The sequence below is a fragment of the uncultured Algibacter sp. genome (genome assembly GCF_947490405.1).
Lineage (GTDB): Bacteria > Bacteroidota > Bacteroidia > Flavobacteriales > Flavobacteriaceae > Algibacter_B.
Genome location: NZ_CANLGU010000004.1, coordinates 120251 through 135721, shown reverse-complemented (window position 1 = coordinate 135721; position 15471 = coordinate 120251). Strand labels below are relative to the sequence as shown.

The window sequence follows — 15471 nt, the reverse complement described above, 5'->3', positions numbered from 1 at the left end:
ATTAGGAGTAGCCATTTTTTATTTCAAAACTTCATTTCACACACCACCACAAAATGAAAACTTCCACTCACAGCGTCATAAACGCAAATCAAGCCGTGGCACAAATTGCTTATAAAACTAATGAGGTATTCCCCATTTACCCCATTACACCAGCCTCAGAAATGAGTGAACTAGTTGAACAATGGCATGCAGAACAAAAGTCAAATGCTTTTGGAAGCTCGACTTCTGTTTTTCAAATGCAAAGTGAAGCTGGTGTTGCAGGCGCAATGCATGGTGCGTTACAAACAGGAAGTTTATCATCAACATTTACAGCATCCCAAGGGTTATTATTGATGCTGCCAAATATGTACAAAATTGCTGGAGAACTTACTCCAAATGTCATACATGTTGCCACAAGAAGTATTGCTACTCATGCGTTATCCATTTTTGGAGATCATAGTGATATTATGGCGGTTCGTCAATCTGGTTATGCGATGCTAGGTAGTGCATCAGTTCAAGAAGCTCACGATTTTGCTTTAATTTCTCAAGCGGCTTCTTTGGAATCTTCAATTCCTTTTGTGCACTTTTTTGATGGCTTTAGAACCTCTCATGAAATCAATACAATTAAATTAATTCCAGATGGTGTTATTCAATCTTTAATAGACCAAAATAAAATAAAGAGCCATAAAGACAGAGCTTTAAACCCTAACAAACCTGTTTTAAGAGGCACATCACAAGGTGCTGATGTATTTTTCCAAAGTAGAGAAGCCATCAATCCCTTTTATGATATCTGTCCAGAAATCGTTCAAAAAACAATGGATAGTTTCGCTTCACTAACAGGAAGACACTATAAGCTTTTTGATTATGTTGGACATCCTGAAGCAGAACACCTCATTATTTCAATGGCATCTTCAACAGAAACTATTGAAACAACCATCAATCAACTTAACGAAAAAGGCGAAAAATACGGACTTATAAAAGTTAGATTATTTAGACCTTTTAGTACAAAACATTTAGTTCAGGCTTTACCTAAATCAGTAAAATCAATTGCTGTATTAGACAAAACTAAAGAACCAGGTTCTACAGGAGAACCTTTATATTTAGACGTGCTTCAATCTATTTCTGAAGCTTTTCAAAAAAACAGACTATCTAGCTTTCCTAAAATAGTTGGTGGACGTTATGGCTTGTCTTCAAAAGAATTTACACCATCTATGGTTAATGCTATTTTCAATAATCTAAAAGAAGAACAACCTAAAAACAATTTCACAATTGGCATCAATGATGATGTGAAAAATTTAAGCTTAGATTTTTCAAAAACCATTAAAATAAAAAACAACTTGTACGAAGCTATTTTCTATCAAGAAAAAACAGAAAATGATAGTTTTTCAAATACTTTGAAACTTATAGGTAACAAAGAAAACACCTTTGTTCAAGGCTACACGCAATGTGATTATAAAAAATCAAACTCATATAACACAGCTCATTTAAGAATTAGCAACACACCAATTAAAGCACCATATTTAATAGAAGAAGCTGATTTTATTGGCTGTCAAAATGTAAACTTCACTTTAAACGACAACACATTACACAAATTAAAATTTAGGGGAACACTTTTAATTAACACTTCGCAAACGTCTAAAGCTTTTTGGCAGTCGTTATCGGTTAAGAATCAAAAGCTAATCAATGAAAAACAAATCAATGTGTTTGTTGTAAACATTGAAGAATTAAAAGCAAATCACGTTTTAAAGGACATAAAAATTTCTGAATTTCACGCTTGCTTTTTAGCAATCAAAAAGGATTTACTTTATGATGAAAATAGCATCGATTTAAATGGGTTTATATATAAAGTAAACACTTCTGCAGAAAGCATAACAACAGAAGAACCTGTAACATTTGACAATACGTTTAACGAAAGCCTTTTAGGTAAATTATTAGCAAAAAAAGGGAATGATGTACCTGTTAGTCTATTACCTATTGATGGCACATATCCAACAAACACATCACAATTTAACCCAATTCAAAATAGCACGTATTTACCAAATTGGAATACAGATTTATGTACACAATGCGGTGCTTGTAGTATGGCTTGCCCTCAAGCTGCACTTAGAATTAAAGTGTATGACGATGCTTATCTAAACGATGCTCCAAAAACTTTTAAACATATCATTTCTGAAGATTTTCATTTGATGAATTACACGATTCAGATTAACCCAGAACAATGTAATGGATGTAATAATTGTGTTGATGCTTGTTCTGTAAAAGCTTTAACCTTGGTTGACAAAAATGATAAAAAGGATGAAAATAAAAACTGGAACTACTTTGAAACTATTCCAGAATTTGACAGAACAAAAATTGATGTTTCAAAAGTAAGTCAGCAACAATTACAAGAACCTTTATTTAAATATTCAAGTGGTGTTGAAGGTTGTGGAGAAGCGCCTTATCTAAAATTGATGTCTCAATTATTCGGAGACAGGTTATTAATAGCAAATGCAACCGGAGCCAGTTCAATTTTTGGAGGCGCTTTACCCACAACACCTTGGGCTAAAAATGAAGACGGACAAGGTCCAGCATGGTCAAATTCATTATTTGAAGATAACGCAGAGTTTGGTTTAGGCTTCAGAATGTCTTTAAACCAACAAGAAAAACAAGCAACATATATATTAAAAAAGCTAAAACCTGAATTAAACCCAGATTTAGTTGAAGCTATTTTGAATACTGAACAAACTACAGAATTAGAAATAGCAAAACAGCGAAAAAATATTGAATTACTAAATAAAGAATTATTAAAATTGAATTCAAACGAAGCGAAACAACTTTTAAATATTTCGGATAATTTAGTTAAAAAAAGTGTTTGGATTGTTGGTGGAGATGGTTGGGCATATGATATTGGATATGGAGGTTTAGACCACGTTATCGCTTCAGGAGAAAATGTAAATATCTTGGTTTTAGACAACGAAGTTTATGATAACACGGGTGCACAAGCCTCAAAAGCAACACCTGTTGGAGCCGAAGCAAAATTTGCTTTCAACGGGAAACAAAAACAGAAGAAAGATTTGGGTCTTTTGGCTATGACTTATGATAATGTTTATGTGGCCTCAGTTGCTATTGGAGCAAACCAAGAACAAACTTTACGCACCTTTAATGAAGCTGAAAGTTTTGGTGGCCCTTCAATAATTATAGCTTATTGTCACAGCAATTCTCATGGTATTGATATGAAACAACCTAGCAAATATCATAAGGCTGCAGTAGATTCAGGGCAATGGTTATTATACAGAAATGACCCTAGGAGAGCTGAAAAAAGCTTAAATACTTTACAATTAGATTCAAAAAGACCTAATATTAAAATTCAAGAATATTTAGAACTTGAAAAACGTTTTTCTAAACTATTCAAGAAAGACGGAAAACACTTTAATCTATTCGTAAAAGAAATTCAAAAACAAGTAGACAAACGGTTTGCCAAATATTTATTTATAGCTTCTTTACCTGTTATGCTTAGATCCAAAATTAATCAAATAAAAAAAATTAAATAGTTAATTAGTTTCCTTGTTCATTGCCCTTTGCCTAAAATGATCATCAAACCATTCTGGTTCTTCTATTTCATTATCATATATATAATCAGCAATTTTTTGGATATTTTCTTTTGAGTAAGGCATTTTTTGCATGATTCCAAAACGCCTTACTGCACCATACATTTTTGAATCTTTTTCGTTTGGGTTTTTAATCCAGTTTTGAATACTCGTTATAAATTCTTCTTTTGAGGTATCTTTAAACATATAGTGTTTTTTTATGGCAATCATGGGTGGTGCGACACGTTTATCTTCAACTGTTGTCGCATCATGACAGGTATAGCAATAGGTTTCCATGAGTATTTTACCTTGGTGAATGGTATCATTTTCAATATTATTATTGGCAGTTGCATACGATACTTGGTTTTTAGTATTATTACAACTTGTGAATAATAAAACAATAAGGACTGTGAGCTTTAGGACGATTTTCATTATTTAGAGTTTTTACTGCTTATTCTATTTGTGGTGTTTAAATGTTTATTTGCATAACCAATAGCGGAATATCAATTTTAAAAGCAAATCGTTCCACGGTATGTGTTTTAAAAAGACGCTCTAGAAACGAGTGTCTTTTATTCATAATTGCTAGCATGTTAATATTATTTTTTTCAATGTAATCATGCACAACATGATACATATCATCACTTGGAGTATCAATAAATTCGTGCTTTGCATTTAAGAAGTTGTTGCTTAGAAAGTCGACATTATCATGGGCATCATAAACCAAATGGTTTTGGTCTGCAAGGTGCAAAATTTGTACTGAGGCTTTATTTAATATTTGTATTTCATTTAAAACTTCTAATTCTTCTTGATTAAATTGTTTTGAGTTTGTAGTTGCGAAAGCAAGATTTACTATTTTTTTAAACTTGCACCCGTCAGGTATGGCTAATACTGGAACGTTACAGCGCTGCATAACACGAACGGTATTACTACCAAAAAGCACTTTTCCTAAACCTGACGCTCCTTTAGTACCCATAATTATTAGATCTATACTATATTTTTTACAAGCTTGGTTAATGGAGTCTATAAAATTATCATAATCAACAATAGGATGAAATTTATGATTACTATTTTTAAACTCGTCGTTCAATGTTGTAATAATATTATCAATTGACTTTTTCGCAGCATCTATTAGTGTCTTATAAATAGTTGTAGATGAATTAACTACCATCATATCGTCTGTAATAAATGAAGATGCTTTCTGAACATTCAATATATGAAAGTTACATTCTTGATTTTTCAAAAACTCAATTGCGTAACAAATGGCATTCATTGAGTTTTTAGAGAAATCAGTTGGTAATAATATATTCTTCACGGTTTCAAAGTTTAGTTTATCTAGTAAACTTACACCTATATTTATGCAAATACTATGACATAAATCAGTAAAACATAGGCTATACAATATGAATAATTATTAGCATAATAGTTTTAAGCATTGTATTTTCGGCACAATAAATGATTAATGGTACGTTATAACCAAAAACACTATTTTATGAGACGTATTTACTTTTGTCTGCTTTTTCTTGTTTCTATTTCACTTTCAGCTCAAAACAATGCTATTGGTTTTGGTGAAAAACTAACCTATACAGCTTCCTATAACATGTCTGGCATTTTAAACGATTTAGCTGAAATCACCATGGAAACAAGTGTTGTTAAGACTTCTAAAGCTACTTTGTTACGCTTAAAATGTAAAGCAACCACCTACAGTAAATGGGATAACTTTTTTAAAATAAGAGACTTATATGAAAGCTATGTAAGCCCGAAAAGCCTTAAACCATATTTGTACAACAGAGATATAAATGAAGGTGGGTACCAAAAAAGTGTTAAATATACATTTAGCCATAAAACCAAAACAGTAAAAACAGTACAGACTAAGAAAAAGAGTAATTGGAATCAGAAAAAAACAGTTCCCATTAAATCTGACACAAAAGATATTATATCAACACTTTATACTTTAAGAACTTTTGATTTGGCAAATTTAAGTTCTGGTACAAGCAAAGTATTTACCATTTTATTTGACCGTGAAGAAGTAAAAGCCAAAGTAACTTACTTAGGTAAAGAATCCATTTCTACAGCATTAGGAAAGAAAACGTGTTATAAATTAGCATTAGGCTCTGTTAATTCAAACACTGTAAATGCAACATTATGGTTAAGTGCAGATGAAAATAAAATTCCTGTTTATGGAAAATTTAAAATTCCTGTTGGAACTGGAGAATTAAAAATAAAATCTGCTAGTGGTTTAAAGAATTAAATTTGTTTTAAGATGAAAAAATTATTCACTATTCTGGCATTAATTGCATCTATTCTTGCTATTATTCTTGCTGTTTTGCCAATATCAAACTTATCTATATTTCCAGCTATTGCCGCATTAATTTTTGGATTAATAGCTTTTTACATATCAAAAAAAACAGGAAAAGTTAAAAAAATCATTCAGTTTTCTTTCCTTTTAACCATTGCAGCGCTTTTACTTACTACCTATAAATCTATATTTACAGAAACTAAAGTTACTGATACAGATGCTATTAAAGCTACAGAGCAAAAACTAGAAGAAGAATCAATTCAAGAATTAGAAGAGCTTGATATTGAGATTGATGAATCAGAATTAGAAGATATTTCATTTGAAGAGTAAGTAATTTCGTCTTATAATTTGTTTATATTTGTTGTTAATTAAAATGAAACTAAAAGACTGATAATTCCCCTCCCTAAGGAAATGATTTGGTTATAGTTACATGTAATTAATAATTGCTTAATTATACATGAAAACCTTTTATATTCTCTCATTATTTGCCTTGATTGGCACTTGTGCCTCAAAAAAATATACGGCAAAAATACAAGATGTTAAAGATAGTATAGAACTAGTAGACACAACAGCTGTTTTAAAATATGCAAATACAATAACCGTAGAAGAATTAAAAAAACATCTATACCAATTTTCTTCAAATGAATTTCTAGGAAGACGAGTTGGAGAACCAGGTCAAAAACTGGCAGCTAAATTCTTAAAGACCTATTATCAAAACGAGGATATTCCATCCCCCTACGGAGACTCAAATTATTATCAAACTATTTCCTCTAATTTTTTTAATAAAAAATATAAAAATTCTGAAAATGTTTTAGCCTATATTGAAGGCTCAGAATATCCCGAAGACGTTATTATTCTCTCTGCTCATTTGGATCACCTGGGTATTTCTAAAGATGGTGTAATATTTAATGGTGCTGATGACGATGGTTCTGGAACGGTCGCTCTAATGGAAATGGCGCAAGCTTTTAAGCTAGCAGCAAATAATGGATACAAGCCAAAACGTAGTATTTTATTCCTTCATCTTACCGCTGAAGAGATTGGAAAAAGAGGTTCGGAATTTTACACACTTCATCCCGTTTTTCCTCTTGAAAATACTATTGCGAACCTCAATATTGATATGATTGGTAGGGTTGATAAATTTCATTTAAACAACAGGGATTATTTATATTTGATTGGTTCTGATAGGTTAAGTAAAGAGTTACATTACATTTCGGAAAAAGTAAATAATCAATTTTTTAATATTGATTTAGACTACCGGTTTAACGACGAAGGTGATATTAATGACTATTATGAACGTTCTGACCATTATAATTTTGCCTATCATAACATCCCTGTAATTTTTTATTTTAACGGTGAGCATGATGATTACCACCAAGTAAGTGATACAGCAGATAAAATTGATTATCCATTATTAGAAAGACGCATCAAGCTCATTTTTGCAACCTTATGGCAAATAGCAAATCAAGAACATCGTCTGGCTATTGATAAAAACAATGAACTGTTAAAATAGACTCAATTTTACGTCATCTATAAGTTCAATTTCGTAATATAGCAGATATTAAAATTTTAGACTTATGAAAAATTTTGTACTTCTATTTTGCGTAACTCTCTTTTTATCATCTTGTAGTTCCTCTCAAAATAAAAACAAAAATGGGAAAGAGGTTAATATTAAAGGATATTCAGCTTCCATTACTTCAGAAGAACTTAAAGATATGCTTTACGCCTATGCTTCAGATGAATTTGAAGGAAGAAAAACTGGTGAACCTGGACAAAAGAAAGCTATTGAGTTTATAAAAAATCATTACGTAGCAAATAACATCCCTTCTCCAATTGCTGATGGTGACTATTTTCAAGAAATTCCTTCCAGCTATTTTAGAAGCGGCATAAAGGATTCGGAAAACGTAGTTGCCTACATTAAAGGACGTGAAAAGCCTGATGAAGTTATTATTATTTCTGCTCATTTAGACCATATAGGTATTGATAAAAATGGAGACATTAACAACGGAGCTGATGATGATGGCTCTGGAACAGTGGCTATTTTAGAAATTGCTGAGGCATTTAAAAAAGCTGAAAAAGATGGAAATGGACCAAAACGTTCCATTGTTTTTCTTCATGTAACTGGAGAAGAAATAGGTCTTTATGGTTCACGTTACTATGCTGATGAAGATCCTATATTTCCTTTAAAAAATACGGTTGCTAATTTAAATATCGATATGATTGGTCGAGTAGATTCAAAACACAAAGAATCTGAAAAAAACTATCTTTATCTTATTGGTGCCGATAAACTAAGTAAAGAATTACATGATGTATCTGAAGCGGTAAACGAAAAGTATTTTAATTTAGAATTTGATTATACTTATAATGATGATAACGACCCCAACCGATTCTACTACCGTTCAGACCACTATAATTTTGCGAAGAACAATATACCTGTGATATTTTATTTTAATGGAACTCATGCAGACTATCACAGACCTTCTGATACTCCAGATAAAATAAACTATGAATTTTTAGAAACTCGTACAAGACTTATTTTCCATACCGCTTGGGAACTAGCAAATAGAGACGAACGCATTAAACTAGACTAAACTTATTCCAAAATATAATCTGCAGAAACAAATTCTAGAGGTTCTGTAGGAAACAATAAAGGATTATCATCTATAACACTATAGGAAAGAATGCATGAACTATTAGCTTCAATAATTCTGCATTTTTCGTTTGGTGAATTTGTAGCCGTTGCTCCTCCTCCAATGCTAATAGTAACTTGAGGAAACCCCTTTACATCAAAAGGATTAGGGTTAAAAAATTCTATTTCATAAGATAATGCATCTTAGTTGTTGTCAGTTTGTTGTGTAAAAACAAAACTTAAAAGTTCGTAAGTAACTGCTTTGGGCTCAATATCCTCTTCAACAGAATCATCTGAAGGGCAACTAAAGCATAAAAAAACTAAAAGCATCAAAGCCATTTTTGTAAATCTCATAACATCTAAAATAAAATTTTTTACAAAAAAAGCCTTTCAATCTCTTGAAAGGCTTTTACTTTTGGGTGGATGATGGGATTCGAACCCACGACCCTTGGTACCACAAACCAATGCTCTAACCAACTGAGCTACAACCACCGTGTAAATGCATTTTGTAATGCGTGTGCAAATGTAATTGTTTTCAATCTTTATTACAAAGACTTTTTTAATATTTTGATTAAGTTTTTATAACTATTTCAAATCAAATAAACTATCTACTGCTGGGTAACGTTCAACTGTGAAGCCTTCAGCATATTCAACACCTACTAATCGCCCTAGATCTCTAGCTCTATAAACAATACTATCAGTAAAATTTTTACTGGATATTGGTGTTTGAGGCTCTTTACTATTAGCATCATAAAATTGTGTTTTATAGGCTAATACAGCTTCCATTTTTTTATCTACAAACCCAGAAACATCGATAACTATATCTGGTTCCAAATTTTTCCATTGTATGTAATGATAAACCTGTTTTGGTCGCCAAGGTTTCTGCAAAATACCGTCTTCTTTAGTTTCAATTTTAAGTAATCCACTTAAAAAACAAGCATCACTGACTAGTTCACTTCCTTTTCCATGATCGATGTGCCTATCATCAATGGCATTACAAAGTATTATCTCGGGTTGATACTTTCTTATCATTTTAATAATAGCTAACTGATGCACTTTATCATTTATAAAAAAACCATCATTAAACTTCATATTGGTTCGTAAACTAACACCTAGAATTTTTGCCGCATTAAATGCTTCTTCATCCCTAGTTTCGGCAGTGCCTCTGGTTCCTAACTCACCTCTTGTTAAATCTATTATACCAATTTTTTTTCCTTGAGCTACTTCCTTTGCAATAGTTCCACCACAACCTAGTTCAACATCATCAGGGTGTGCTCCAAAAGCTAAAACATCTAATTTCATACAATAATTTTAATTTTTTATTAATGATTTACACAAAAAATAAACTACACAATTCATTCAAAATATAGAATACCTTAAAACTTCATACAACGAAAACGTATTCGCTGAAACATTCTTCATTTTTCACCTATTAAATATAATAATTCTTGAAAAATCAAGCATTAATTTAAAGCATGACTTTCGTCATAATAATTAGCAGTATTCAACGGTAATTTTACATCATAATTAACAAGCATAGTAAACATTGTGCTAAAGCTACTAAAGAATTACAAGATATGATCTATTTAATGCTAACCATTTTAGTTATTACCATTGGTCTCTTTGTTTGGGGAAAGTTTACACCTGATATTGTTGCCCTTATTTCTATGTTGAGTTTATTCTTAACAGGGATTTTAGATGCTACTGAAACTTTAAGTGGTTTTAGTAACCCAACTGTGATTATGATTGCCGCTTTATTTATTATAGGTGAAGGCATAGCACAAACAGGTTGGACAGCACTTGCTGGTAAGAAATTTGTAGAATGGGCAGGTAAAAGTGTACCCAAGCTACTTGTAATTATTACTTTTGGCGCTGGTATTTTATCTGGTTTTGTAAGTAATACTGGTACTGTAGCTACACTTATGCCACTAACCATTTCATCTGCTTGGAGTATAGGCACATTGCCTTCTAAAATGCTAATGCCTGTTGCTTTTGGTTCTAATACTGGTGGCCTTCTAACCCTTACCGGAACACCTCCAAATATTATTGCTAGTAATGCTTTAGTTGAAGCTGGTTTTGAAGGGTTTTCATTCTTTGAATTTGCTTTAATTGGTTTGCCGTTACTTATAATTGCATTACTATACTTTAGATATATTGGTTATAAACTTTTACCAAAAAACAAAACTAATAACAAACCTGTAAATATTGAATCTACTCTGCATAATTGGATTGAAGCTTATAAAGTAGATAGTGGTTACTATCGATTACGTGTGCGTTCAATTTCTCCACTCTTAAATACAAAAATTCAAAAATGGCAGTTTGAGAAAAAATATGATATTTCTATTATACGTATAAGAAGAAGGCATCCTAGTTTATTGAAAAAAGTCCCCAGTTTTATAGAGTTTCCTGACCCAAATACTGAGTTTTTATACCATGATATTATCACAGTAAAAGGAGATACAGAAGCCATTAATAAAATGATGATAACATTCAGGCTAGGTCTTTTACCTCTAGAACCTATTGCAGATGAGCTCAAAAACAATCTTATTAATCAAGAGGTGGGTATGACCGAAGTTATTGTTAACCCCAACTCTATGCTAGTAGGAAGGCATTACAAACTAGGTGATTACTTTAAACGATTTGGCATACAACTATTAGCAGCCTCTAGAAATAGACAGCCCATATTAGATAAAGAAATTACTGTAAAATCCGGAGATGCTTTTCTAATAAGAGGTACTTGGGAAGATATTGAAGACTTAAAAAAACAACATGAAAATTTAGTGATTATTGGTAGTCCTGAAGGAATGGCTAAGAATGTTGAAAATCTCAGTTATAAATCATTTATCGCACTAGGAGCATTGATTTTAATGATAATCTTTATGGTTTTCAAAATTGTCCCTGGTGCTATGGCTGCTTTAATTTCTGCTGGTGTTGTATTACTAACAGGTTGTGTTCCAATTTCTAAAGCTTATAAAGGGATTAGTTGGACAAGCGTTGTTATGATAGCAGCAATGATACCTATGGGTATTGCACTCCAAAAAACAGGAACTGCACAACTTATAGCAAATGCATTGGTTGATTATTTAGGCGCTATACACCCCATTTTATTATTGGGTTGCGTGTTTTTATTAACTACAACATTTAGTCAGGTTATTAACAACTCTGCCACAGCTGTGTTAATGGCTCCAATTGCAATTCTTGCAGCTAACTCACTCAACCTGTCTCCTGCTCCATTTATGATTGTAGTTGCTATTAGTGCATCAACAGCATTTTTAACGCCTATTGGCACTACTACAAATGCAATGGTTATGACGGCCGGGGGATATAAATTTATGAACTACTTAAAAGTAGGTGCACCTCTTTTACTCTTGTTTTTCATTATTACATTAATACTTGTACCTATAATTTGGCCATTTTAAATAAGATTAAAAAAGAAGGTTTTACTACTTTAAAATTACCTACAAATGAAATATTACATTATAATATTAATCTTAGTTATTAATATCAACACATCATTTTCTCAGGCTCCAGTAGAGGATAAATTAGGGTCTTGGTTCACTTTTGTTGGCAACCACAAAGTTTCTGACAAAGTTAGTTTTAGTACTTTAGTTCAAGCTTGGGACTACGAAGTAGCAGATAATTTTAACTTCATTTTATACAACCTGTCATTAAACTATAAGCTTACACCTAAAGTAACGACTTCAATAGCTTACGGATTTGCAGATATTGATAGTGGTTTTGAAACCAATAAACCACATACTTTTGAAAATCGTTTATCTGAGCAGGTTGGATATAAGCATAAGCTATTTAAACTTCCAATTGATCATAGGTTTAGAATTGAGCAACGTTTCCTCAATAAATCAGGTCCTGATGTTACACACAATAGACTACGTTATAGACTTGGCACTAAAATAGAGCTTAATAAAACCCTATTCTTACGTATTCACAATGAGTACCTCACAACTATTGGATCTAAAAAAGTAGATGCCTTTTCAGAGAATCGTTTTTATACTGCTTTGGGTATTAATGCTTCAAAATCTGTAAATATTCAAGTTGGTTATCTGAACAGAGCTATAAAAAAACTAAGTCTTCATAGGCTGCAACTAGGTTTGTTTTATAAAATGGATTTAAGAAAGAAAAAAGAAAATTAGTAGTTTGTTTGTTATGTTTACTAGAGAAAGTGCGAAAGCTACAAATAATGTAGTTTTAGCACTTTTTCATTGAAAAGACCAAGCTATAATTCTTGACACTTTATTCCCTTGCCCCATATTAATAGTCTTAATACTTGTCGCTCCTAATTTCTTCAAAGACGTGTACATACCTTTTACCAAATCTTTTTTTGAAACTAAGATTGTAAACCAAACACATTGCTCCTTAAATAATGAGCTTTCATAAAGGTAATTATGAATAAATGCTTTTTCTCCACCTTTATACCATAATTCATTTTGAGTTCCAGAGAAGTTTCTAACCAATTTATAACTTGCCTTATTTAGACCTTTTAACTTTCTAGTCGTCGCTTCTAAAGCATCAGCCTCTGATTTATAAAATGGTGGGTTACAAATAGACACCGAAAAACAATCTTCTTGATTTAAAACACCTTTAAAAATTTGAGACAGCTCTTTTTGATGGCGTAATTCAATACGATTCTTTAAGTTGTTTTTATCGATGATTTTCTGAGCAGATTTTAATGAGGTTTTATCAATATCGGTTGCAACAAAACGCCAATTATATTCTGATACTCCTAAAATAGGATAGATACAACTTGCCCCCGTACCAACGTCTAAAACATTTAAATTATCTGTAATTTTTGACGTCTTTAGCAAATCAGCTACATGATGAATATAATCTACACGCCCTGGGATTGGCGGACATAAATTAGCATCTGGAAACTCCCAAAACTTAATATTATAATCTTTAAACAACAAAGCTGTGTTTAGTGCTTTAACAGCTTTGGGGTTAGCAAAATCAATCGTTTTTGTTTCGTATTTATTTTCAAAAACAAAAGGTATTAAATCTGTAAATACGCTACACAAAGTATCTAAATCATATCCTGATTTATGCTTGTTATTTGGATGGAAACTTGTATGTGTTTTAATTTTTTTAAATCCTTTAATAAGTATTCAAAACTACAAAATAGATTTTTAGTACGTTTCTTTCAATTCTTATATATTCGCAAAAAAAATTACAAATGCTAAAAGCGGTTATTTTTGATATGGATGGTGTTATTATTGATAGTGAACCTATGCACAATAAAGCCTACCATGATATGTTTGATGAAGTTGGTATTGACGTTTCTTCAGAACTTTACGAATCTTTCACAGGGCAATCCACCATAAATATTTGCAAACGCTTATGTGACCATTTTGATCTTAAGGAAGCACCTGAAACTTTAGTAGCTTTAAAACGTAAGCATTACAAACAATTTTTTGATAGCAATTCTGATTTAGGGCTTATTGATGGTGTACTAGATTTGATAAAAAACTATTATAATAACGGATTAACATTAGTACTTGCCTCTTCAGCTGCTATGACCAGTATCAATCAAATTTTTGATCGTTTTGATTTAAACCAATATTTTGTAGCAAAATTAAGTGGTGGCGATTTAAAGCAATCAAAACCTCATCCAGAAATTTTTATTAAAGCTGCTGAAGCTACTGGTTTTTCAAAAGAAGAGTGTATCGTTATCGAAGACTCAACAAATGGTGTTGAAGCTGCGAAGGCTGCAGGCATTTATTGTGTGGGGTTTGATAGTTTTCATTCAAAGAACCAAGACTACTCAAAAGCGAATACTGTTATTACAGATTTTAAAGATATTTACTTTGATAAAGCGGTTAATCTTTTAAATTAAAAAAGGTACGTTTTCACATTCCTTTTTTAATTTTTTAAGTTGTATTATACTTAAGCATCATCACTCTTGTCACCTCCAAACAGTTTCTTTCTAAAGCCACTAAATAAAGCTACAGCCCCAATAGCAATAAACTTCCAGAATTTTAAAATTAAAGCAAAAAAGCCAGCTTTAGCTAAAATTTTCCCTGCTATTAATCCCCCTATTCCATAAGCTGCTACTTTATCAATATCTGGATTAAAATCAGAATAACGGTTTCCTGGAGTAAATTCTACACTATGTAAAATATTATCTCTGTCGGCATTAAATGTGCTTAACATATTTATATCTCCAATAGCATTTAAATTCAAATATCCTTTTCGCCCAAGTACACGAATGTTATAGTTAAGCGTATTTATCTCTGTATCCTCAAACTTCAATTCCTTAGCCCAGTGTAGCTTTTTATTCTCCTGATCATAATAGGGTTGCGATGCCCAACCTACCAACTCCATAGTTGGATAACCTTGAGCTGAGCGCTCTGGGTTAGATGCTTTAATATCTCCCTGCATCTCCTCTAGCAAGTCATCATAATCTAAATCTTCTGCATCTTCGTCTTCAATATAACCTTCTTCAGAATATTCAATTTCAACAGCATAAGTAAAATTATCATGCATTGGCGTCATATCCTCTGGGAATAATAATCCAATTGTCTCACTTGGTGGGTTTCCCCATAAATCAGTTAATACATATTTACTTTGCTCACTATCCAAAAACTTAAATCCCTCTGGTACATGAAGGGTAGCTAAACCATTATGAAGGTTTACTTCCCCACGTTGATAAGTAAATGTATTATTAATGCTATCTAAAGCTTTTTGGTAGGTTTCTAAATCAAAGGATAAAGTATCCGTTTCTTGTTGCGCATTTATTTGAATAGAAAAAAACAATAATAGCGCTAGAGTAATTTTATTCATCATTTTGAGTATAATTAGTTATGGTTTGTAATGCTAAAAATACTTTTTATTTTTAATCACCTGTATTTTCTTTCATTTTTTCTATAATCTGCTTCAATCTCTTCTTCCTAAGTGCAACATCAGATTTCTTTTTATTCTTCTTCTGTGCCATTAGTTTAGAATGCTTCGCCTTATTTTTCGTGTTTTTTTCCCTACCTTTTTTTGCCATA

Annotated in this window: 15 protein-coding genes and 1 tRNA gene; 8 read left to right on the top strand and 8 right to left on the bottom strand. The window is 31.8% G+C overall.

The annotated features are described in order from the left end of the window. Positions 1–53 precede the first annotated feature (53 nt). Positions 54–3509: a 4Fe-4S binding protein gene (locus Q0772_RS10285; protein ID WP_298343957.1), complete on the top strand. Its 3456-nt coding sequence runs from the start codon at positions 54–56 to the stop codon at positions 3507–3509. On the opposite strand, the gene Q0772_RS10280 is transcribed toward Q0772_RS10285, so the two are convergent. Both Q0772_RS10280 and Q0772_RS10275 read right to left on the bottom strand, forming a co-directional pair. Beyond that, the gene (locus Q0772_RS10280) at positions 3510–3977 is read right to left on the bottom strand and encodes a hypothetical protein (RefSeq protein WP_298343954.1); all 468 of its coding nucleotides are present in this window, start codon (positions 3975–3977) and stop codon (positions 3510–3512) included. It lies immediately after the preceding gene. A gap of 37 nt (positions 3978–4014) precedes the next feature. Beyond that, positions 4015–4857: a universal stress protein gene (locus tag Q0772_RS10275; RefSeq protein WP_298343951.1), complete on the bottom strand. Its 843-nt coding sequence runs from the start codon at positions 4855–4857 to the stop codon at positions 4015–4017. Positions 4858–5034: 177 nt separating this feature from the next. On the opposite strand from Q0772_RS10275, the gene Q0772_RS10270 reads away from it, so the two are divergent. From Q0772_RS10270 to Q0772_RS10255, 4 genes are all read left to right on the top strand, one after another. Beyond that, positions 5035–5793, top strand: coding sequence for a DUF3108 domain-containing protein (locus Q0772_RS10270; RefSeq protein ID WP_298343949.1), 759 nt, complete (start codon positions 5035–5037; stop codon positions 5791–5793). A 12-nt stretch (positions 5794–5805) separates the two neighbouring features. After that, on the top strand, positions 5806–6171 hold the full coding sequence (locus tag Q0772_RS10265) for an FUSC family protein (RefSeq protein WP_298343947.1): 366 nt from the start codon (positions 5806–5808) through the stop codon (positions 6169–6171). A 127-nt stretch (positions 6172–6298) separates the two neighbouring features. Continuing rightward, complete coding sequence (locus Q0772_RS10260) at positions 6299–7351, top strand: M28 family peptidase (protein ID WP_298343944.1); 1053 nt, start codon at positions 6299–6301, stop codon at positions 7349–7351. A 64-nt stretch (positions 7352–7415) separates the two neighbouring features. After that, positions 7416–8429, top strand: coding sequence for a M28 family metallopeptidase (locus Q0772_RS10255; RefSeq protein WP_298343941.1), 1014 nt, complete (start codon positions 7416–7418; stop codon positions 8427–8429). Between the two features lie 242 nt (positions 8430–8671). On the opposite strand, the gene Q0772_RS10250 is transcribed toward Q0772_RS10255, so the two are convergent. The 3 genes from Q0772_RS10250 to bshB1 all read right to left on the bottom strand — a co-directional run bounded on the left by Q0772_RS10250 (position 8672) and on the right by bshB1 (position 9769). Continuing rightward, on the bottom strand, positions 8672–8797 hold the full coding sequence (locus Q0772_RS10250) for a hypothetical protein (protein ID WP_298343939.1): 126 nt from the start codon (positions 8795–8797) through the stop codon (positions 8672–8674). An 88-nt stretch (positions 8798–8885) separates the two neighbouring features. Next, positions 8886–8959: transfer RNA gene (locus Q0772_RS10245), tRNA-His, on the bottom strand. A gap of 93 nt (positions 8960–9052) precedes the next feature. Next, positions 9053–9769 (bottom strand): bacillithiol biosynthesis deacetylase BshB1, encoded by a 717-nt coding sequence (gene bshB1, locus Q0772_RS10240; RefSeq protein WP_298343936.1) that lies wholly within the window; start codon positions 9767–9769, stop codon positions 9053–9055. 275 nt (positions 9770–10044) lie between these two features. Here bshB1 and Q0772_RS10235 point away from each other — a divergent pair, with 275 nt between their 5' ends. Both Q0772_RS10235 and Q0772_RS10230 read left to right on the top strand, forming a co-directional pair. After that, positions 10045–11886 carry an SLC13 family permease gene (locus tag Q0772_RS10235; RefSeq protein ID WP_298343933.1) on the top strand — a complete coding sequence of 614 codons (1842 nt, stop codon included), beginning with the start codon at positions 10045–10047 and terminating at the stop codon, positions 11884–11886. Positions 11887–11931: 45 nt separating this feature from the next. Beyond that, positions 11932–12618: a DUF2490 domain-containing protein gene (locus Q0772_RS10230; protein WP_298343930.1), complete on the top strand. Its 687-nt coding sequence runs from the start codon at positions 11932–11934 to the stop codon at positions 12616–12618. A gap of 66 nt (positions 12619–12684) precedes the next feature. Here Q0772_RS10230 and rlmF read toward each other — a convergent pair whose 3' ends face one another. Continuing rightward, entirely contained in the window at positions 12685–13563 is an 879-nt protein-coding gene (rlmF, locus tag Q0772_RS10225; RefSeq protein WP_298344635.1) for a 23S rRNA (adenine(1618)-N(6))-methyltransferase RlmF, read from the bottom strand. 92 nt (positions 13564–13655) lie between these two features. Here rlmF and Q0772_RS10220 point away from each other — a divergent pair, with 92 nt between their 5' ends. Further along, positions 13656–14315 carry an HAD family phosphatase gene (locus Q0772_RS10220; protein WP_298343927.1) on the top strand — a complete coding sequence of 220 codons (660 nt, stop codon included), beginning with the start codon at positions 13656–13658 and terminating at the stop codon, positions 14313–14315. A gap of 50 nt (positions 14316–14365) precedes the next feature. On the opposite strand, the gene Q0772_RS10215 is transcribed toward Q0772_RS10220, so the two are convergent. Together Q0772_RS10215 and Q0772_RS10210 are read right to left on the bottom strand one after the other, a co-directional pair. Next, positions 14366–15265 (bottom strand): DUF2167 domain-containing protein, encoded by a 900-nt coding sequence (locus Q0772_RS10215; RefSeq protein WP_298343924.1) that lies wholly within the window; start codon positions 15263–15265, stop codon positions 14366–14368. A 49-nt stretch (positions 15266–15314) separates the two neighbouring features. Further along, positions 15315–15470, bottom strand: a complete 156-nt coding sequence (locus tag Q0772_RS10210; protein WP_298343922.1) for a hypothetical protein — start codon at positions 15468–15470, stop codon at positions 15315–15317. Position 15471 lies beyond the last annotated feature (1 nt).

Excerpts from the sequence above, each read along its gene's own strand:
- Q0772_RS10265 (WP_298343947.1), top strand. The coding sequence starts at position 5,806 with ATGAAAAAATTATTCACTATTCTGGCATTAATTGCATCTATTCTTGCT.
- Q0772_RS10270 (WP_298343949.1), top strand. The coding sequence starts at position 5,035 with ATGAGACGTATTTACTTTTGTCTGCTTTTTCTTGTTTCTATTTCACTT.
- Q0772_RS10215 (WP_298343924.1), bottom strand. The coding sequence starts at position 15,265 with ATGATGAATAAAATTACTCTAGCGCTATTATTGTTTTTTTCTATTCAA.
- Q0772_RS10230 (WP_298343930.1), top strand. The coding sequence starts at position 11,932 with ATGAAATATTACATTATAATATTAATCTTAGTTATTAATATCAACACA.
- Q0772_RS10210 (WP_298343922.1), bottom strand. The coding sequence starts at position 15,470 with ATGGCAAAAAAAGGTAGGGAAAAAAACACGAAAAATAAGGCGAAGCAT.
- Q0772_RS10260 (WP_298343944.1), top strand. The coding sequence starts at position 6,299 with ATGAAAACCTTTTATATTCTCTCATTATTTGCCTTGATTGGCACTTGT.
- Q0772_RS10280 (WP_298343954.1), bottom strand. The coding sequence starts at position 3,977 with ATGAAAATCGTCCTAAAGCTCACAGTCCTTATTGTTTTATTATTCACA.
- bshB1 (WP_298343936.1), bottom strand. The coding sequence starts at position 9,769 with ATGAAATTAGATGTTTTAGCTTTTGGAGCACACCCTGATGATGTTGAA.
- Q0772_RS10250 (WP_298343939.1), bottom strand. The coding sequence starts at position 8,797 with ATGCTTTTAGTTTTTTTATGCTTTAGTTGCCCTTCAGATGATTCTGTT.
- Q0772_RS10255 (WP_298343941.1), top strand. The coding sequence starts at position 7,416 with ATGAAAAATTTTGTACTTCTATTTTGCGTAACTCTCTTTTTATCATCT.
- Q0772_RS10285 (WP_298343957.1), top strand. The coding sequence starts at position 54 with ATGAAAACTTCCACTCACAGCGTCATAAACGCAAATCAAGCCGTGGCA.
- Q0772_RS10235 (WP_298343933.1), top strand. The coding sequence starts at position 10,045 with ATGATCTATTTAATGCTAACCATTTTAGTTATTACCATTGGTCTCTTT.
- Q0772_RS10220 (WP_298343927.1), top strand. The coding sequence starts at position 13,656 with ATGCTAAAAGCGGTTATTTTTGATATGGATGGTGTTATTATTGATAGT.